General features: G+C 61.8%; 17 protein-coding genes and 1 riboswitch. Of the genes, 6 read left to right on the top strand and 11 right to left on the bottom strand.

Annotation, left to right across the window (positions count from 1 at the left end):
• Positions 1-2: 2 nt before the first annotated feature.
• The 4 genes from IP85_RS06700 to IP85_RS06685 all read right to left on the bottom strand — a co-directional run bounded on the left by IP85_RS06700 (position 3) and on the right by IP85_RS06685 (position 3,688).
• Complete coding sequence (locus tag IP85_RS06700; protein WP_054148891.1) at positions 3-497, bottom strand: BA14K family protein; 495 nt, start codon at positions 495-497, stop codon at positions 3-5.
• Between the two features lie 206 nt (positions 498-703).
• Complete coding sequence (locus IP85_RS06695; protein ID WP_054148890.1) at positions 704-1,129, bottom strand: BA14K family protein; 426 nt, start codon at positions 1,127-1,129, stop codon at positions 704-706.
• A gap of 226 nt (positions 1,130-1,355) precedes the next feature.
• Positions 1,356-2,441, bottom strand: a complete 1,086-nt coding sequence (locus IP85_RS06690; protein WP_054148889.1) for a hybrid-cluster NAD(P)-dependent oxidoreductase — start codon at positions 2,439-2,441, stop codon at positions 1,356-1,358.
• Between the two features lie 2 nt (positions 2,442-2,443).
• Entirely contained in the window at positions 2,444-3,688 is a 1,245-nt protein-coding gene (locus tag IP85_RS06685; protein WP_054148888.1) for an aromatic ring-hydroxylating dioxygenase subunit alpha, read from the bottom strand.
• 102 nt (positions 3,689-3,790) lie between these two features.
• A riboswitch (cobalamin riboswitch) is annotated at positions 3,791-3,994 on the bottom strand.
• 303 nt (positions 3,995-4,297) lie between these two features.
• On the opposite strand from IP85_RS06685, the gene IP85_RS06680 reads away from it, so the two are divergent.
• Positions 4,298-4,903, top strand: coding sequence for a DUF6656 family protein (locus IP85_RS06680; RefSeq protein WP_054148887.1), 606 nt, complete (start codon positions 4,298-4,300; stop codon positions 4,901-4,903).
• Positions 4,904-4,919: 16 nt separating this feature from the next.
• Here the strand turns inward: IP85_RS06680 and IP85_RS06675 are convergent, their stop codons facing one another.
• Complete coding sequence (locus tag IP85_RS06675; RefSeq protein WP_054148886.1) at positions 4,920-5,999, bottom strand: diguanylate cyclase; 1,080 nt, start codon at positions 5,997-5,999, stop codon at positions 4,920-4,922.
• A 217-nt stretch (positions 6,000-6,216) separates the two neighbouring features.
• Here IP85_RS06675 and IP85_RS06670 point away from each other — a divergent pair, with 217 nt between their 5' ends.
• The 3 genes from IP85_RS06670 to IP85_RS06660 are packed head-to-tail and all read left to right on the top strand — an operon-like array spanning position 6,217 to position 9,033.
• On the top strand, positions 6,217-7,209 hold the full coding sequence (locus tag IP85_RS06670; RefSeq protein ID WP_054148885.1) for an L-threonylcarbamoyladenylate synthase: 993 nt from the start codon (positions 6,217-6,219) through the stop codon (positions 7,207-7,209).
• Between the two features lie 5 nt (positions 7,210-7,214).
• Entirely contained in the window at positions 7,215-8,642 is a 1,428-nt protein-coding gene (locus tag IP85_RS06665) for an FAD-binding oxidoreductase (protein WP_054148884.1), read from the top strand.
• A 4-nt stretch (positions 8,643-8,646) separates the two neighbouring features.
• Positions 8,647-9,033: a LysR family transcriptional regulator gene (locus tag IP85_RS06660; RefSeq protein WP_054148883.1), complete on the top strand. Its 387-nt coding sequence runs from the start codon at positions 8,647-8,649 to the stop codon at positions 9,031-9,033.
• Between the two features lie 4 nt (positions 9,034-9,037).
• On the opposite strand, the gene modC is transcribed toward IP85_RS06660, so the two are convergent.
• From modC to IP85_RS06640, 4 genes are all read right to left on the bottom strand, one after another.
• A complete protein-coding gene (modC, locus tag IP85_RS06655) occupies positions 9,038-10,123 on the bottom strand; it encodes a molybdenum ABC transporter ATP-binding protein (protein ID WP_054148882.1) in 1,086 nt (361 codons plus the stop codon).
• Complete coding sequence (modB, locus tag IP85_RS06650) at positions 10,123-10,824, bottom strand: molybdate ABC transporter permease subunit (protein WP_054148881.1); 702 nt, start codon at positions 10,822-10,824, stop codon at positions 10,123-10,125. Before modB ends, modC begins: the two co-directional genes overlap by 1 nt.
• Before the next feature lie 24 nt (positions 10,825-10,848).
• The gene (gene modA, locus IP85_RS06645; RefSeq protein WP_054148984.1) at positions 10,849-11,607 is read right to left on the bottom strand and encodes a molybdate ABC transporter substrate-binding protein; all 759 of its coding nucleotides are present in this window, start codon (positions 11,605-11,607) and stop codon (positions 10,849-10,851) included.
• A gap of 135 nt (positions 11,608-11,742) precedes the next feature.
• On the bottom strand, positions 11,743-13,926 hold the full coding sequence (locus IP85_RS06640; protein WP_054148880.1) for a DUF1217 domain-containing protein: 2,184 nt from the start codon (positions 13,924-13,926) through the stop codon (positions 11,743-11,745).
• Between the two features lie 352 nt (positions 13,927-14,278).
• Here IP85_RS06640 and IP85_RS06635 point away from each other — a divergent pair, with 352 nt between their 5' ends.
• Positions 14,279-14,845, top strand: a complete 567-nt coding sequence (locus tag IP85_RS06635) for a DUF6101 family protein (RefSeq protein ID WP_054148983.1) — start codon at positions 14,279-14,281, stop codon at positions 14,843-14,845.
• Positions 14,846-14,977: 132 nt separating this feature from the next.
• Here IP85_RS06635 and ubiA read toward each other — a convergent pair whose 3' ends face one another.
• Together ubiA and IP85_RS06625 are read right to left on the bottom strand one after the other, a co-directional pair.
• A complete protein-coding gene (gene ubiA / locus IP85_RS06630; protein WP_054148879.1) occupies positions 14,978-15,931 on the bottom strand; it encodes a 4-hydroxybenzoate octaprenyltransferase in 954 nt (317 codons plus the stop codon).
• 81 nt (positions 15,932-16,012) lie between these two features.
• Entirely contained in the window at positions 16,013-16,810 is a 798-nt protein-coding gene (locus IP85_RS06625) for a MipA/OmpV family protein (RefSeq protein ID WP_054148982.1), read from the bottom strand.
• Between the two features lie 300 nt (positions 16,811-17,110).
• On the opposite strand from IP85_RS06625, the gene IP85_RS06620 reads away from it, so the two are divergent.
• The gene (locus IP85_RS06620; RefSeq protein WP_054148878.1) at positions 17,111-17,998 is read left to right on the top strand and encodes a branched-chain amino acid aminotransferase; all 888 of its coding nucleotides are present in this window, start codon (positions 17,111-17,113) and stop codon (positions 17,996-17,998) included.
• The last annotated feature ends 63 nt before the right edge of the window (positions 17,999-18,061 follow it).

Here is an 18,061-nt window from a genome sequence, read left to right as displayed (position 1 = left end):
GATCAATAATAGGGCGACAGGCACTGCTGACGGGGGCCGTTATACGGCTGGAAGGTGTTGGAGCGGCTATCGTAGGAGCGGTAGCGGGCATTGCACCAGTCGTAGTGGCGCGGGTTGAGACCGGCTGCGCGGGGCGCTACCGGGGCCGGACGCGGCTGTGCAATCGCACCGCCGATGATGGCGCCGGCTGCGAAGGCTGCGAGCGGATACCAGTAGCCGTTGTGGTAGCGGTAGCCCGCGCGGCGATCACGATAGCCACGATGACCGTTGTAATAACGAGCGCGCTCGTAGCGATCGATGCGGCGATCAATACGACGGTCGACGCGTCGGTCGAAGCGACGCTCGTAGCGGTCTCGATACTGCACGGTGGTGGCATCGGTCGTTGCCGCGATTGGCGCGACCGGGCGGATGACCTGGGCCTGGGCCGGGATCATACCGGTAAAGGCCATGATGGACGCGAGCGCTGCCACGGCGGTCGTCTTCAATGCAGTCTTCATGATGCTTCTCCCTGCATGTTTATCCGGTCGACCGAAGCGGGCGATGATGCCCGGTCCTCGACCTTGGGACAGAAATTAGCGAAGCCAGACTGAACTCAGGATTAACATCGTGTTCATACTTCGCGTTCCGCGCGCAACGGTCCAGCGACCGTTCTCGCGCACAAGTGCCCGTCAACGGAGGAAAAGGCCAATTGTTCCCGAACGGCTCAGTAGTAGGGCGACAGGCAGGTCCGGCGCGGCCCGTGATACGGCTGGAAGCTGTTGCTGCGCCAGTGATAGGAGCGGTAGCGTTCGGCGCACCAGCTGTAGTGCTTCGGGTTGATGCCCGCAGTATACTGCACGACGTGGCGGCGCGGCACCGGCCGATCGACAATCACGCCGGCTCGCATGGAGCGCGGCGAGATCCAGAGACCATTGTGATAGACATAGCCCGGGCGATGCAGGCGTTGGCGATGACCATGGCCACGGTAGACTTGATGCCGCGAGTAGACGGTCACGCGCTCGTAATGACGGTAGCTGGTATGGCTTTGATAGATGCGGACTTCGATGCCGCCGGCGCGGACTTCGGTCCCCGATCCCATGACCCCGGCCAAAGCCAGGCATGCGACGGCGAAAGCAGAGACAAGCTTCATGCGTGATCCCCCTTGACCCGGAGACACCCGTCGACCAGCCGGCCCTCATGGCCGAGGCCAAGTCCGATCACATGCAGCGATCGTGAGCCTCCATCAGCAGATGCTAACCCCTTGGGGAATGCGCTGCAAGTGGTTGAGGGGTAGCGAGATCCCGCAGAAAAACGGAAGGGCGAGCCCCATCCGGACCCGCCCCATATTCACGGTCAATTGGTGGCTTGGCCAACTGCTAGGCTTCGATCTCGATGTCGCCCTTCGGCCGCGAACAGCAGGCGAGGATGTAACCTTCATCGATCTCGTCGTCGAGAATGCCGCCATTGTGGTCCATCTCGACTTCGCCCGAGAGCTTCATGACCTTGCAGGTGCCGCAAAGGCCGGATTCGCAGGCCGCCCCGATGCGGACACCGGCAGCACGGGCCGCCTGGAGGACCGTATGGCCGGGAGCGCAGAGGCCCTCCTTGCCGGACATGGCAAAGGTCACCTTGGTGGCCTGTTCGCCATCGCCATGGTCGGCGACGACCACCAGGGGCTCCGCCTTCACCGGCTGGAAGGCTTCCTCGTGATACTGTTTCATGTCGAAGCCTGCGCCTTCGAGCGCCTCGCGCACGGTCGCCATGAAGGGCGCTGGGCCGCAGCAAAAGACAGTGCGCTCCAGGAAGTCAGGCGCCAAAAGGGCGATCTTTGCCTTATCGATGCGACCCTTCAGGCCCGACCAGAGCTGGCCGCGGCCGAGCTGCTCGATGATGAAGCCGAGCTGGAAGTTCGGCATGTCGCGGGCCTTGGCCTCCAGCTCCCAGCGGAAGATGATGTCATCAGGCGAGCGCGCGCAGTTGAGGAAAGTGATGTCGCTGTCTGGCGCGCGGTCGCTGAGGTCGCGCGTCATCGACATCATCGGCGTCACACCGGAGCCGGCGGAAACGAAAAGGTATTTCTTGCCGGGGTGCTTGGCATAGGAGAAGTCGCCGAGCGGGCCGAAGGCCTTAAGCGCCATGCCGGGCTTCAGGTTGTCGAACATCCAGCGGGTGCCAATCGAGTCCTTCTGCGCCTTGACCGTCACGGCGACCGTATAGGGCCGCGAGGGGCTGGAGGAGAGCGTGTAGGTGCGCATCACCGGCTCTGGTCCGACGGGGATCTCGAGCGTGACGAACTGGCCGGGCAGATAACGGAACCACAGGCCCGGCTTGTTTGGCTTGAAGGTGAAGGTCATCACGTCAGCGGCCTCAGGCGTGACGGCGACGCATTCCAAGAGATGCTCCCGGTCGGACCAGGGGCGCATCTCGTCGACATGGCGATACTGGGTGACGGCGATGTTCATGATCACGCCACCGCAGACAGGCGAGCCTTGTCGCCCTGCAGGCGGCTCGTCATGAAGTTGGAATACCATTCGACGAACTGCATGACGCCACCTTCGTGATCGACGGAATAGGGACCGGGCTCATAGGCCGGCGAGCGGATGCCAAACGCGTTTTCCTCGACGATGGACCGATCCTGATCGTTGGTCATGTTCCAGACATGGGTCAGCTCTTCGAGGTCGTAATCGACGCCTTCGACCGCGTCCTTGTTGACCAGCCAGGTGGTGGTGACGGCCGTCTCTTCGGCCGAAAGCGGCAGGACGCGGAAGGAGATCGCGTGGTCCCCGAGAATGTGGTTCCAGGTCGTCGGATAGTGAAAAAGCAGCATGGTGCCGATATGGCTGATCGGCACGTCTGCGGAGAGCGGCTTCTTCACGGCGCGCTTGCCGGACATGGTGTAGCTCTCGGCATCCTCTATCAGCGGCATGCGGGCGGTGCGGAACTGGCCCGACGGGTCCATGTTGAAGGCAGACGGCAGGCCGGCGGCTTCGCAGCGCGCCCAGTGCTCGGAGATGAAGGGATCGTCACCCGCACCCTGGACGCCGGTTGCGGTCGGGGCTTCCGGATAGGTGCGGCAGAGCTCCGGATGGTTGCCGGCGCAGTGGTAGCATTCCCGGTTGTTTTCCCAGACGAGCTTCCAGTTACCCTTCTCGATGATCGTGTTCTTGTGGGCGACCTTGGCTTCCCACAGGCGGTGCGGGCGCAGATAGGGTTCGATCGAGGCGCGCATCGGCGCGAAATCAGGGGCTTCGTTGGCGAGACAGACGAAGATGTAACCACCGACGCTTTCGCAATGGACGGTCTTCAGGCCGAATTCGGCCTTATCGAAAGTCTCACCCATCTGGCGGGCGAAGACGAGCGATCCGTCGAGGTCGTAGGTCCAGTTGTGATAGGGGCAGACGAGCTTGGCAGCTGCGCCCTTGTCCTTGGTGCAGACGCGGTGGCCGCGATGGCGACAGGTGTTGTGGAAGGCGCGGATGACCTGATCCTTGCCGCGGACGATGACAACCGGGTAGTCGCCGATCTGGGCGGTGAAATAGTTGCCGGCGCGCGGGATCTCGCAATCATGGCCGATAAACAGCCAGTCGCGATACCAGATCATCTCCATGTCGAGCTTGAAGTAGTCCTGGTCGATGTAAAATGGCTGTTCGAGCGAGAAACCCTCGCGGCGGTTCTTCAGCTGGCGCAGCACGTTGGCCTGCAGATCCATGTCGTCCTCGTGTTTCAAAAACTCGGGGGAGATGAGAGCGCAGCCTGCCGTCGCCCTGGGAAGGCGGTGTGCATGGCTATCTCTGGTCGCCCTCCGCAACCTCAAATGTCCGTCTGCCAAGGCTGGTTTCCGGGCTCAGGAGTGGTCCATTTGCGGACCGCGTCGGCGCCTTCCCAGGGTTACCCCCAGTGGCCTTCTGCCAAAACGCATTCTCCACCACCGTTGCGGGGGCAGCGCCGGATTTTGACCGGCTTCCCGATTTCCTACCCTCCCTAGCAGGGCAGCACCTCGAGCTTGCCTGCATCTAATCACAGGCCGCGGGCCTCCGCTGCATTGCAGAACGACACGGCCCAAATCGTTTGCGACATCCCACAGGCGACGATAAAGGGCGGCAAGCTCGGGAATTTCCCATTGTTTTCCGGGAGGTGCGGCGGCTGCGTTTCTCTGGCCGCTGAAATCATGGCGCAAACGAGCGATTTAAGGCAGTTGCACGGAACTGCACTGCGGCAAGCCTCGCGAAACCTCGCTGATGTAGAATACCATCAAATCATGATTAACCATGCTGCGTTAAGCTCAAGCAATCAGTCCGGGTACCGTCAGAGCGTCAAGATGCAGAAACTCAGATACTACGCGGCTCCCAAAGCGGAAACGCAAACGCCGCCCTCGTCAAAGGCAGTCCATACCGAGTTCCTGAGAACCGGTCGGATCTCGCGCAGCCGCGAGGACTGGCTGCCGGACGAGCGCCGGTATCTTTCCTATGAGGAAGTTGCGGCGCGGACCGGGCGGCGGCTGGAGCGGGCGGCCGAGACGACGCATGAGCGCATCAACGGCTTTCACCGTTCGATCAAGTTCCCCAAAGTCATCTTCCACCGCACACTGAACAACAGCCCACATCTGGGCTACTGTCACGTGACGGCGGCACGCACGAATTTCGCGCAGTATGCCGATGTCAAATGGGCCTTCTACATCGCCAATTTCTTTGCCGAACTCGGTGGGGAAGAGGTGTTCTTCGAGCAGATCAAGCAGAATTACGGACGGATGTATTTCGCCGTGGCGATCAAGCCGGAGGCGGAGGCCAAGGCGATGACCATCGACCGTTCGTTCCGCAACAACGGACTTTTATTCCAGACAGTGGATCCGAAAGAGGCGCTGCGGAACGTACTGATGCTCGGCGCACGAGACGCCGAGCTCAGGAAGATCATCGCAAAACTTTGAAAGTGGACTTCGACGCTCAGGCGCCGAAACCGCCCACCGGCTTCTTCTTGTAGAGCAGCCAGTCCTTCGAGACATAATCGCTTGCACCGTAGATCGTCACGGTGTCGCCGCCGGCTGCCTTCGAGGTGGCGAGCGCCTTTTCGGCGAAGTTGGTGAAGTCGAAGGCGTTCGGGGCCTGCTCGGAGAAGCAGATGCCGAAGGACATGCCTAGCTGGCCCATGCGGGCACCGGTCGACGAGCCTACGAAATTGGTGGCCTTGAGCTTGGCGCGAACGAGATCGACCACGCGGCTGATCTCTTCCTGGTCCGAAGTGTAAAGCAGCAGTCCGAAGCGGCCGGCATCGAAGCGGCAGGCGAGATCGCCACCGCCGGAGACGGCTTCCAGCACCTTGGCAACCTGCATCAGGAAACGCTCGGCAACGGCCGGGCCCATCTGCTCCTGGATGCGCGCATAGTCGTCGATTTCGCCGATGGCGACACCGCAGAGTACCGGCATTTCCGGGTTCACATAGATCTTCGCGACCGCCTTGTTGAAGGCACGGCGGCTGGCAAGGCGGGTGACCGGATCAACGAATTTCGCGGCTTCGGCCTCTTCGGCCTCGCGCTGCAGGTCGGCAAGGGCTGCGGTCTTGTCGACCACGGCGCGCACGACATTGCTGTTCTGGTGAGCGCGCTTTTCGGTCGCGGCCTTCAGCATCTTGATCGACTGGCCGAGCGGCGTACCTTCGAGATCAGCTTCGGTCAGGATGGTCTTGGAAGCATGGCCGATGACGCGGCCGTAGTCGGTGAGCGAAATCTTCTCTTCGTTCAGCAGACTGATGAAATTGCTCATCTCGGCGCGAACCTGGCCATTCTGGCGGCTCAGCAGCCCGTCTTCATGGTGGTGCGGCAGGTATTTGCGGCCGAGTTCGTCGAGGGCCTCCTGGGTCTTGATCTTGCCCAGCGCAATGAACTCGCGGACAAGTTCCGGATTGCTGCCGGAATAGGCCTCGTAAACCAGTTCGTAATTGCGCGGCAAACCGTCGATGCCCATCTGATGCATGGCGGTCGCGACACGAAGCGCAATGCTGGCGGCCGGATTCTTGACTTGCTGCATCTGTCCACTTCCCCGAATGAGGCTTTCCCGTCTCTTAGTCCAGACCATAGGCGAACAGTTCTTTCTTTCAGTTACGCCGGTAGTTAAAATTCGAATGATTTGGGCTCCCCTTTAAAAATTAGGGTAGAAACTACCCCTGGCTCGGCCGAAAAGAGGTTTGCCGCCTCCTTCCGCACGCGATAAGGACGGTCGAAGGCAGACTGGAAGGCTCTCGAAAATGGCGCGGATCATCCCGATCGCTACCGACAAGGACAAGGCGGAGGCCATTGCGGCGGCGACCGAGGTGCTGCTGCGCCACCTTCCCGTGGCAATCCCCACCGAGACCGTCTACGGGCTTGCAGCCGACGCAACCCATCCGGCGGCCATCACGTCGATCTACGAAACAAAGGGGCGGCCGCGCTTCAATCCGCTGATCTGCCATATGGCGGATCTCGAGATGGCGGAACGCTACGCCGACTTCGATCCGATCTCACGGCAACTGGCAGAGGCCTTCTGGCCGGGGCCGATGACGCTCGTTCTGACGCTCAAGGACAATTGCGACATTCATCCGCTGGCGACCGCGGGGCTCGATACCGTGGGCATACGCGTCCCCGTCGGCTTTACCGCAGAGCTCATTCGCAGTCTCGGCCGGCCGCTTGCAGCACCGAGCGCCAATTCCTCCGGACGGATCAGCCCGACGACGGCGCAGCATGTGGAGGCCGATCTCGGCCAGAAGATCGAGGTCATCGTCGATGGCGGCCCCTGCCCCGTCGGCGTGGAATCGACGATCGTGAAAGTCGAAGGCGGTGAAGTGAGGCTGCTCAGACCGGGCGGCATCGCCGTCGAGGCAATTGAGGCCGTAACGGGCAAGTCGGTCATGCGTCCAAAGACGTCTGGAACGGCAGCGATCGAGGCGCCGGGCATGCTGGCGTCGCATTATGCGCCCAATGCTGCCGTGCGACTGAATGCGACAGAGGTCTCCGGTCGGGAAGCCTTGATCACCTTTGGTCCCGACGACATATCCGGCGCCTCGACCGCGCATGCCGTTTTCAACCTGAGCCCCACGGCGGACCTCGCTGAAGCGGCCAGCAATCTCTTCGATTATCTGAAGCGTGCCGATGCAAGCGGGGCTGCGGGCATTGCCGTGGCGCGGATCCCGGACGAGGGTCTGGGTGAGGCGATCAATGACCGGCTGATGCGGGCGGCTGCACCGCGTGGCTCGGGGGGATGACAAAGATGAATGTGACCATGAGCCTTGCGGACCGTCTGCGCGCCTTCGTCGATATCGTCGGCGAGGCCAATGCCCTGACCACGGCCCATGATATCAAGCCCTATCTGACGGAGAACCGGGGCCTCTATCACGGCGCCTCGCCGCTGGTGCTGAAGCCTGGCTCGACCCAGGAGGTTTCAGCCATCCTCAAGCTCGCCTCTGAAACGGGCACATCGATCGTGCCGGTCAGCGGCCGCACCGGACTTGTCGGTGGGCAAGTGCCGCGGGAGGACGGACACGATGTGCTGCTCTCGCTGGAGCGAATGAACAAGATCCGGGAAGTTGATCCGGTCGCCGATGTGATCGTTGCCGATGGCGGGGCTGTTCTGGCCGATGTGCAGAAGGCGGCAGAGGCGCATGACCGGCTGTTTCCGCTGTCGCTAGGATCCGAAGGCTCGTGCCGGATCGGCGGCAATCTGGCGACCAATGCCGGCGGCACGGCGGTGCTTGCCTATGGCAATATGCGCCAGCTCTGCCTTGGGCTTGAAGTGGTGCTGCCGACGGGCGAGATCTGGGATGGTCTACGGCGCCTGAAGAAGGACAATAGCGGTTACGACCTGCGCGATCTCTTCATCGGCGCGGAGGGCACGCTCGGCGTGATCACCGGCGCCGTTTTGAAGATGGTGCCGCGTCCGCGCGGGCGGCAGGTGGCCTATGCGGGCCTCGCTTCACCGGAGGCAGCCCTTGCCCTGTTCGAGAAGGCGTCGCAGCGCTGCGGCTCGGCACTGACAGGCTTCGAGCTGATGCCACGCATTGGCGTGGAATTCACCACCAAGCATATTGTCGGCGTGCGTGACCCGCTCGCCTCGATCCATCCCTGGTATGCGCTCATCGACATCTCGACTTCGGATTCGGCCGAAACCGCAGATACGATGATGCATGAGCTTTTGGCAGAAGCGCATGAGGCCGGTCTCGTGTCTGATGCAGCGATCGCCAGTTCGCTTACCCAGCAGGACGCCTTCTGGCACCTGCGCGAGAGCATGTCCGAAGCGCAGAGACCGGAGGGCGGATCGATCAAGCATGATGTTTCGGTACCCGTCTCCCGCATCCCGGCCTTCCTCAAAGAGGCGGATGCCGCCGTGCATGCCTTGATGCCGGATGCACGGATCTGCGCCTTCGGGCATCTCGGCGATGGCAATATCCATTATAACATCAGCCAGCCTGTGGGTGCCGACAAGGCAGAGTTCATTGGCCGCTGGCGCGAGGTCAATGCCGTGGTGCATGCGGTCGTTCACAAGCATACGGGCTCGATTTCGGCGGAGCATGGCGTCGGTCAGTTGAAGCGCGACGAGCTTGCCGCCAGCCGACCGGCGATCGAAACGGAGCTGATGCGCCGTATCAAGCAGGCCTTCGATCCGGCCGGCATCATGAACCCCGGCAAGGTAATCGGCTGAGACCATGAGCGGCGCCCCTCGCCTTTCGCTCCGGATCGATCTTTCCAATGGCGCAAGGCTCGGGCCGGGCAAGGCGCAGTTGCTTTTGCTGATTGAGGAGCACGGCTCGATCCGGGCGGCGGGGGCGGCAATGGGCATGTCCTATCGGCGGGCCTGGCTGCTGGCGGACGAGATCAACCGCATGTTCAAGGAGCCTTCGATCTTCACCCGCCACGGGGGCAGAAGCGGCGGCGGTGCCGGGCTGACGCCGTTCGGCGAGTCGCTGATCGGCGCCTGCAGGCGCATGGATGCGGAGAGCCGCAAAGCACTCCAGACTGATCTCGCCTGGCTTGAAAGCATGCAGGCGGCGGAATTTGTCGCCGGCGGCCGCAAGAGCGACGACGACGGCTGAAGCATCAGCCTCGCGCCTGACGAAACAGAGCGTCCGAGGCAATCGAGACCGTCTTGAACAGCAGATGCACGCGCATTCCAGGCGCGAGTGCGAGTTGGCGGCACGAGCGCCGTGTTACCTCTGCGATGAGAGCCTGGCCGTGGCAATCGACGGTCAGCGTTACGCTGCCGCCGTCGCGCTCGGCAAGCTCGACGATTTCACCCGATAGCCGGTTAAGCGCCGAAAGCCCCTCGCCTGCCTCGGTCGCGACGACGATATCGGAGACGGGAACGAAAACGCGGACACGGGTGCCAACCGGCAGCGGCGTTTGCCGCAGAAGGATCGGGCCGGCGGCCGACAGCGCTTCTGTCAGGCCGTCGTCCTCGTGATGCCCGGTGATCTCGGCTTCGATGAAATTACCTGCCGGAAGGTCGCCGGAGGCCTTAGCCACCATTGCGAGCGCTTCATCGGGGCGTCCGACGGCGATCGCTTTGCCGGCGTCGAAGGTGACGACGGCCGTCGCCAGCCGTGCCACCTCCTCGACGGAGTGGCTGACATAGAGGATCGGCACACCGAATTCGTCGCGGATGCGCTCGATATAGGGCAGGATCTGCGCCTTCAGCGCGCCATCGAGCGCCGAGAGCGGCTCGTCCATCAACAGCAGTTTCGGGCTTGCCATCAGCGCACGGCCAAGGGCCACGCGCTGCTTTTCGCCGCCGGAGAGATTTGCCGGGCGGCGGGCGAGCAGGTCGGTGATGCCGAGCAGCGACGTGATGCGGGTGAGATCCTCGCGGCGTTCGGCGCGCGGAAGCAGGCGTTCGCCGTAGCACAGGTTCTGCAGGACCGTCAGATGCGGAAAGAGGCGCCCTTCCTGGAAGACATAGCCGATGCGGCGGCGATGTGGCTGCACGAAGATCGAGGCGTCGCTCCAGGTCTCGCCGTTGAAGCTGATGCGCCCCTCCTGAAGTCGGATCAGGCCGGCAACAATATTGATCAACGTCGTCTTGCCGGAGCCCGAGGCGCCGAACAGCGCCGTCAGACCCTCGCCCACAGCAAGATCGGCTGCAAGCGTGAAATCACCCTGACGATGGCGGATCGACAGCTCCAGCATCAGGCGGCTCCCACACGGGCGGCAATGCGGCGCGACAGAAACTCGGAAGCGATGAGGGCGCCGAGCGACAGGACGATCGAGATCACGGTGAGGCGCATGGCGGCGAGGTCACCACCGGGCACCTGGGTATAGGTATAGATCGCCGATGCCAGCGTCTGGGTTTCGCCGGGAATGTTGGAGACGAACGTGATCGTCGCGCCGAATTCGCCCATCGATTTGGCGAAGGCAAGGATAACGCCGGCGGCGATGCCGGGCAGGATCAACGGCAGGGTCACCGTGAAGAAGACGTAAGGCGGCGGTGCGCCAAGGGTGGAAGCGGCAGCCTCCAGCTTACGATCGACGGCATCCAGCGACAGGCGGATCGAACGCACCAGCAGCGGGAAACCCATGACGGCGGCAGCAAGGGCCGCTCCCGTCCACCTGAAGGAGAAGACGAGGCCAAAGGTCTCTTCCAGGAAGGCGCCGACGGCGCCTCTGCGGCCAAAGGTGATGAGAAGAAGGTAGCCGGTGACAACAGGCGGCAGGATCAGCGGCAGATGCACAAGGCCGTTGAGGAGCGACTTGCCCCAGAACTCCTTGCGCGACAAAAGCCAGGCCACGAGAAGACCCAAAGGGAGCGAAAAGGTCACGGCAACGGCCGCGACCTTCAGGCTGAGCAACATCGCGGTCCATTCTTCGGCCGTCAGGGTCAAATGTGGCATCCCGGATGCTTGGTCGTGGCCATGTCAGTTTGTCTTGGCCAGGACTGTGAAGCCGGCGGCGATGAAGATGGCATGGGCGTCCGCGCCCTGCAAGTAAGCGAGGAATTCGGCGGCGCGCGGGTTCTTGCTATCCGTCGTGAGAGCTGCCGGATAGACGATGGCGGGATGGCTGTCCTCGGGGAAGAGGTCGAGGATCTTCACGCCGGGATCAACCCTGGCATCCGTTTCGTAGACGATGCCGAGCGGTGCTTCGCCGCGCGAGACGAGCAGCAGGGCAGCACGGACATTCTCGACCTGGGCAACCTTGTCCTTGACGCTCTCCCAGACGCCGAGGCTTTCGAGCGCGGCCTTGCCATAGGCTCCGGCGGGCACGGCATCGACATTGGCCATGGCCAGACGTTCATCGCCAAGAAGGGATGCGAGCGGGAAGCCAGGGGCGATGGTCGCCGTCGTGGCCGCATCCGTCGGCGCGACAAGAACGATCCGGTTGCCGAGCAGGTTCACCCGGGTGTCCGCCTTTACCTGGCCCACCGTCTGAAGGTGGTCCATCCATTTGAGATCGGCAGAAATGAAGAGGTCTGCTGGCGCGCCCTGCTCGATCTGCCTGGCGAGCGCCGAGCTGCCAGCGAGGGAGAGCCGGACCTCCGTTCCGCCCGCTTGCTTCCACGCAGCGGCAATCTCTTCGAGGCTCTCCTTCAGACTTGCGGCGGCGAAGACCGTGACCGGGTGTTCGGCGCGCCCACCCGACGGAGCAAGCATCATGACGCCTACTGCCAGGAGCATGGCCAGCGCCAAAGCTTTCGTCTTCAACCGGTTGATCACAAAGCCCCTCCGCAGCGATATATCCCAACGGATATATCGATAACCAAAAGCAAACCCCCAGACAAGAGGCCTGCGGGTTGCGGGAATGAACGTTGATCAGGCCTTCAGCTGCGCCAGGCTGAACAGCAGATCCGCCGAGATGCTGCCACTGCCGCCGCTCAGAATGGAGACGGCGGAATTGCTGAAACTGGCGTTTTCCGTGTCGTACATAGCAGTGTAGCGCTGCAAGAACCGCTCCAGTTTGGTTGGATCCTGCAGGTCGGCAAGGTCGAGGTTGTCGTTGATGATGCGCGCCTGCTGGTCGACGTCCATGTTGGAGAACTCGTCCGAGAAACCGAACGTCGTCCGGAAGACCGCCATGAGCGCGTCGTCGGCGATGAGGCCATAGGCATCGGTGATGTTCGGCGCGGTGCGCTCGAAATAGAGCGCCAGTCGGACAGCCTCGTTGCTTGCGCCTTCGGTTTCTTCCAGCGTCTGCCGGAGATACTTGTTCACGGTTTCCAGGGTCTCGCCACGCTGCTGGACCGTACCGATCGTCTCGCGGGTCAGATTGCCATTGGCGTCAAAGTTGAAGGAAGCGACAAGTTCGGCCCAGCGGCTGTCCGGCTGCTGATTGACGAAGCTCTTGGGGTCGGACAGGTCCGACGCGAAAACCTGCTTGAGGAAGTCATCGGTGACATCCTCTGGATCCAGGCCGTAGGCGCCGATGACCACGTCGATAACGTCGCGATCGGCGAGCAGCTCCTTGACGGTGTCGATCGACTGAATGCGCTCCTGGTAAACCTCGGCCTTTTTGGTCGCGGCTTCGCGTGCGGCGGTTCTCTCGTTGTCGTCGAGGAAGCGGACTTCGTTGATCACATATTGCTTCGCGATCATCGTCGCCGTCAGCGTATTGTGCGGTGAAAGCGGCACGGCGGCATTGCCCTCGCCGTCGAAGTTGAAGAGCTTCGACATCTCGATCAGACGCGTGTCCTTCGACTTGTTGGCAAAACTGTTTGGATCGGTGAAATCGCTGGTCAGGGCCTGCCTCAGTTCGCGCACCGAGAATTCATTGGCCTCGAAACCAAACGTACGCTGCAGGACAAGGCGCATCGTCGTGTCAGTCAGAATGTCATCGACGTTTTCGGCCTCGGAGATATTGGTCTTGAAGAGCTCGGTCAAAGCCTCTTTGCGCTCTTCATCCGCATCGTCGTAGAAGGTTGCAAAGCCCGAATTCGTCGATGCGAGCTGTGTGGAACCCTGCGCGGTCATGCCGCTTTCGACCGTTCCGTCGCTGGCGAAGTTGAACTTGCCGGCAATGGCCACCCACGCATCGCCGCCATTGGTGGCCGCGTAGCTGTTCGGGTCGGAGGTGTCGCTCGTTACGATCTGCTTGAACGTCGAAGCCCCCATCGAGCCCAGCTCGAATGCAGTCTTGACGTAATTGAACAGGCGCGTATCGGCGGTCAGTTCATCGACCGACGTGATCGTCGCGATCTTCTGCTCATAATAGGCGCGCTCGCGCTGACGATAGTAATCGGTGACGTAGATCTGCTCTTCGTCGACATACAGCGAGACGGTGGCCTCCTTCTGGGCCGCCGTCTGGGCAGTCGCGCCAGAGAGCGAGCCATCGGCATTGAAGTCGAATGCTTCGGCGAGCTTCAGGAATTTCGACGCGTTGGCAGCGCCATTGGCGACCAACTGATTGACATAGCTGTTCGGATCCGAGGTGTCGCTCGTGATGACCTTGGTCAAATGATCCTTGGTATAGACGTTGCCGTCGATGCCATAGGCGTCGAGTGCGAAGGTCATCAGGCGGCTATTGTTGACCAAGCCGCTGACGCTGGTGATGTTGTCGATCACGGCCTCGTAGTAGAAGGCTTCCGCCTCCAGCGTGTCGCTCTGGGCCGTAAGCGAGGCTTCGTATCTTTCGAGCAATATCGCCTGCTGGGAGTCCGTCTGCAGATCCGTCTTTTCCGCGGAGAACTGGAACGAGGCGGCGAAATTGCGGTAGCGCTCGTCGGTCAGCTGGTTGGCGAAGCTCGCTTCGTCGGAGAGATCGCTTTCCAGCACCTTTTTCATGAAGGCCTTGGCATAGGTCATCTCTTCGAGACCATGGGCCTTCATCGCATAGGAATAGAGCTGGTAGTCGTCGAGGAATTCCTCGAGGTTCGTGACCTTGCCGATGTTCTCCTTGAAGTACTCGGTCTGGCGCGCGACAACCGGATCGGAAGCGGTGCGGTTGATGCTCCCCTTGATGTCACGGTTGACGAGATTGTAGCTCATATAGGTCGAGACCATCGGAATTCCTTAGAGAACACAGCGCGCGCGAATCACAGTATGGCGCAAAATCCTTGCCTCAAGCTTTATGAATTCATGAAGAAGCCTCAGGTCGTTTCTGCGCTCCAAAGTCGATGATCAGACCAGTCAGGCGGTATTCGTTTCGTGTCGGTACAGATCGAAGAGGAGTTTCACCTTTTCGAAACCGTGACCGGTACGACAAAACTAACCATTTGACCGCGCAAGGTTTTCTTTACCGCATCTTTTAAGCTGTCTCCAACAGCGGCTGGCTATCTTGCACCCACAGAGGACGAAAAGTCCCGAACAGACGAGCACATGACGCGCTCTCGGGTAAAACAAGGGTAGCATGAAGATGACGAACACGGTTTTGAAGCCAGCATGGGCCGGCGCCACTCTGCGTCTGGATCCCTCGCGGTTCCCCCAGCAGGTGACTTACGCATTGCGGGGCGCTCTGGGCGACGTCACGATCACCATCGATGAGCGCGGCGCCGTTCTGCGCAAGATCCTCCCCGGCAGTGGCTTGCCGCTGTCCTTTGCTCTTCCAGCGCGGGCCTTCAAGGGCGTCGCCGCGCGTGCCATCGACCATGGCGACGGTGAAGTCACCGTGACGCTTGAACTGCATCACGACGATCCGGATCTCTGCATTCCGCTGCTCGTGGCTCATGATCTCTGCGATATCGCTGCCGACTGGCGCGGCTGGGCTGATGCGTTCCGCATTCCCATGCTGATGGTCGAAGCCGATGGCGTGGCTCGTCCGCTTGAAGAGCATCTCGGCGATGTCCGCACCAAGGAAACGCAGCCGCGTCGCCGCCACTCCTATTTCGCCGAGCGTCGGCCGCGCTTCCTGGTGCGTCGCACGACCGGCAAGCTGGGTGTAACCATGAAGATTTCCGGAAAGGAAATCATCGCACGCAACTGATCGCGTCCCAACACTGAACAGCCAGAGGCCCGGAAGGCAACTTCCGGGCCTCTGGCTTTTGAGGGACATCGGCTACCGGCGTCTCGAAATGGAACGAGATCAGCGCCTGGATTAGCGAGAACTGTACAAAGCTCAGGCGAAAGGAATGGCGGCGACGAGCCCTAAGAAAATGATCAGGCCGACGCGGTTGTTCGACTTGAACAGCTTCAGGCACTGCGCTCCATCATCGATGTCGAGCACCTTGATCTGCCAGGCGAAGAGCGCAGCAGCAATCAACAGGCCGATGATTGCGGGGAAAGCCGCACCGGCAGCTATAAAGGCCGACAGGAGTAGCACCAGCGTCAACCCATAGAGCCCGCTCAGCCAGATCTTGGTGTCGCGATCGAAGAGACGCGCCGTCGAGCGGACGCCGACCAGCGCATCATCCTCGCGGTCCTGATGGGCGTAGATCGTGTCGTAGCCGATCGTCCAGGCGACCGCCCCGACATAGACGAGAATGGCAGCGAGCGAGAGATTGCCGTGCAGGCCGGCCCAACCCATCAGGCCGCCCCAGGAAAAAGCCAGCCCGAGGAAGAATTGCGGCCAGTCGGTGAAGCGCTTGGCGAAGGGATAGATCGCGACGACGGCGAGCGACAGGATGCCGAGTATGATCGAGAAGCTGTTGAAGCAGAGGAGCACGACGAGCCCGACCAGGGACTGCACGACCATGAAGATCTTGGCGTTGCGGCGCGAGATGCGCCCCGACGGCAGCGGACGCGACCGCGTCCGGGCGACCATGTTGTCGATCTCATGGTCGACGAGGTCGTTATAGGTGCAGCCTGCGCCGCGCATGGCGACGGAACCGACGAAGAACAGGAAGAGGTGGAAGACGAAAAGCGGAAGGTTCAGGCGCCCCTCGGCCGCAAGCGCATTGGCGGCAAGCGCCGAGGACCAGAAGCAGGGCCACATCAGGAGCTGCCAGCCGATCGGCCGATCCCAGCGGGCGAGCTGGGCATGCGGCCAGAGCCATCGCGGCAGAATGCGATAGACGAAGTTGTCGGAGGGCGCGTCGATGACGCGATCGATGTTCGGCTCAGTGGTGCTCATGGCCCAACTGATAGAGCATGGGCGGGTTCAAGAAAACCGCCCGCTCCCATCGCCGCTGCAAAATCGGCTGCGGCCTTTTCGTCAGTTGAAGCTGACGCCGAACTTATAGCTGGCAGAGACGCCGAACATCAGCTGATTCTTGCTGCCGCGTTCCTGCACGAGGCTCGAATCGGCAGCCGGGCCGGCGAGCCGCTTGTATTCGGTAAAGGCGCTCATGGTGATCTTGTCGGTGGCGTTCCAGGTGATCGCCCCGCCCGCACCATAGGAGGTCACGCCACCGTCCGGATTGTACTGGCTGAGCCCCGACGCGGCAGATTCGGCCGCGTCCACGCCGTAGTAAGCGCTGGTGTAACCGCTGGTGGCGAAGGTCATGCGCGGACCGGCCGAGACCCTGAGATCGGGCGCGATATCGGTGAAGGCATCGACCGCGATATCGGCGACCAAGCCATCATGGGCGCGGATGCCCTGACGCACTTCGGCACGGGCCCGCATCCAGTCGGTGACATAGACATCGGCGAAACCGCCGAGTTCACCGCCCCACTTGACCTCGGAGAGGCCCCGCAGCGCATCGTCAGTACCGGCGTCGCGCGAGGGCACGAACTTGCCGACAACACCGGCACGCAGAACGTCCGTGTTGTAGATTGCGAAAGACGGATTGTCGTTGCGCGAGGAGAAGCGCGGCGCACCGCCACGGCCGACCGAAATGATCGGCTGGAAGAAGAGCTTGCGGTTCTTGGAGCCTTCGAAGGTCGGCGCGGAGATGCCGGCGCCGCCGAGGGTGACATACCAGTTTCCGGAGAAGAGACCATCGGCGAAGGCCGGCGAAGACGAGACCGCAACCGATGCGGAAAGCAGGGCGATAAGACGCAGCCTGTTCATGAAGACCCCCAAGAAAACGCAGTACACGAGACCGAAGATCGCGATCTCAACTTCGTTCAATATTTCAGGAATCCGTTACAGGATCTTTAACCACATCGGCGGCTCAGGACACTTCGGCTGCCAGGACATCAGGCGCACTGATCGATCCATCAGCCAAGCTTCTGGATTCATGTGGAAATCCACCTCGCGCGGCGGTTTTGACCTGGATCGTTGCCAAATCGTGTCCTGAGGGCGTGTTTCACCTTGACCTTGGAGCCTGAGGCGACTTTGCTGCGAAGCAACGAGAACAGGAGACCCGCCATGGCCGTCGATACATCCGCCCGCACCCCCACCTTCACCTATGTCGACGGAGAATGGTTTGCCGGCAACCCGCCGCTGATCGGGCCGGTCTCGCATGCGATGTGGCTTGGCTCGACGGTGTTTGACGGTGCGCGCTGGTTCGACGGCATTGCCCCGGATCTCGACCTGCATTGCCAGCGCGTCAATCGCTCGGCCGCCAACATGGGCATGAAGGCGACCATGGCGGCCGAGGAGATCGAGCGTCTCGCCTGGGAAGGGATCGCCAAGTTCGACGGCAAGACCGCGATCTACATCAAGCCGATGTATTGGGCCGAGCATGGTCAGATGGGCTCGGTGGTCGCAGCTGATCCGGAATCGACGCGGTTTGCCCTTTGCCTGTTTGAAGCGCCGATGCACACGGCCAAGCCCTCCTCGCTGACGCTTTCGCCCTTCCGTCGCCCGACGCCGGAATGCGCCATGACCGACGCCAAGACCGGCAGCCTCTATCCGAATTCCGGTCGGATGATCATCGATGCCCGCAAACGCGGCTTCGACAATGCGCTGGTGCGCGACATGAACGGCAATGTCGTGGAGACGGCCTCCTCCAACGTCTTCATGGTGAAGGATGGTGTGGTCTTCACCCCGGCCGCCAATCGCACCTTCCTTGCGGGCATCACCCGTGCGCGCATCATGGGCCTACTGCGCCAGGCCGGCTTCGAGGTGCGAGAGGTGACGCTTTCGGTCGAAGACTTCATGAATGCCGACGAGATCTTCCAGACCGGCAATTATTCCAAGGTCGTGCCTGTGACGCGTCTCGATGACGCGCAGTTCCAGGAAGGCCCGGTGACGCGCAAGGCACTGGAACTCTACATGGACTGGGCGAAATCGACTGCCGGCACGGACGGCTGACCCCTCGCAACGCGCCTGCCCCGCGTCCCGGCCGCTTGATCGCGGCCCCTCGCCTCTCTATCT

Source organism: Rhizobium sp. AAP116 (assembly GCF_001295785.1).
Lineage (GTDB): Bacteria > Pseudomonadota > Alphaproteobacteria > Rhizobiales > Rhizobiaceae > Allorhizobium.
The sequence above is the reverse complement of the archived record's forward strand: the minus strand, read 5'-3'. Positions and strand labels throughout refer to the sequence as shown.

Excerpts from the sequence above, each read along its gene's own strand:
- IP85_RS06700 (WP_054148891.1), bottom strand. The coding sequence starts at position 497 with ATGAAGACTGCATTGAAGACGACCGCCGTGGCAGCGCTCGCGTCCATC.
- IP85_RS06695 (WP_054148890.1), bottom strand. The coding sequence starts at position 1,129 with ATGAAGCTTGTCTCTGCTTTCGCCGTCGCATGCCTGGCTTTGGCCGGG.
- IP85_RS06690 (WP_054148889.1), bottom strand. The coding sequence starts at position 2,441 with ATGAACATCGCCGTCACCCAGTATCGCCATGTCGACGAGATGCGCCCC.
- IP85_RS06685 (WP_054148888.1), bottom strand. The coding sequence starts at position 3,688 with ATGGATCTGCAGGCCAACGTGCTGCGCCAGCTGAAGAACCGCCGCGAG.
- IP85_RS06680 (WP_054148887.1), top strand. The coding sequence starts at position 4,298 with ATGCAGAAACTCAGATACTACGCGGCTCCCAAAGCGGAAACGCAAACG.
- IP85_RS06675 (WP_054148886.1), bottom strand. The coding sequence starts at position 5,999 with ATGCAGCAAGTCAAGAATCCGGCCGCCAGCATTGCGCTTCGTGTCGCG.
- IP85_RS06670 (WP_054148885.1), top strand. The coding sequence starts at position 6,217 with ATGGCGCGGATCATCCCGATCGCTACCGACAAGGACAAGGCGGAGGCC.
- IP85_RS06665 (WP_054148884.1), top strand. The coding sequence starts at position 7,215 with ATGAATGTGACCATGAGCCTTGCGGACCGTCTGCGCGCCTTCGTCGAT.
- IP85_RS06660 (WP_054148883.1), top strand. The coding sequence starts at position 8,647 with ATGAGCGGCGCCCCTCGCCTTTCGCTCCGGATCGATCTTTCCAATGGC.
- modC (WP_054148882.1), bottom strand. The coding sequence starts at position 10,123 with ATGCTGGAGCTGTCGATCCGCCATCGTCAGGGTGATTTCACGCTTGCA.
- modB (WP_054148881.1), bottom strand. The coding sequence starts at position 10,824 with ATGCCACATTTGACCCTGACGGCCGAAGAATGGACCGCGATGTTGCTC.
- modA (WP_054148984.1), bottom strand. The coding sequence starts at position 11,607 with ATGCTCCTGGCAGTAGGCGTCATGATGCTTGCTCCGTCGGGTGGGCGC.
- IP85_RS06640 (WP_054148880.1), bottom strand. The coding sequence starts at position 13,926 with ATGGTCTCGACCTATATGAGCTACAATCTCGTCAACCGTGACATCAAG.
- IP85_RS06635 (WP_054148983.1), top strand. The coding sequence starts at position 14,279 with ATGACGAACACGGTTTTGAAGCCAGCATGGGCCGGCGCCACTCTGCGT.
- ubiA (WP_054148879.1), bottom strand. The coding sequence starts at position 15,931 with ATGAGCACCACTGAGCCGAACATCGATCGCGTCATCGACGCGCCCTCC.
- IP85_RS06625 (WP_054148982.1), bottom strand. The coding sequence starts at position 16,810 with ATGAACAGGCTGCGTCTTATCGCCCTGCTTTCCGCATCGGTTGCGGTC.
- IP85_RS06620 (WP_054148878.1), top strand. The coding sequence starts at position 17,111 with ATGGCCGTCGATACATCCGCCCGCACCCCCACCTTCACCTATGTCGAC.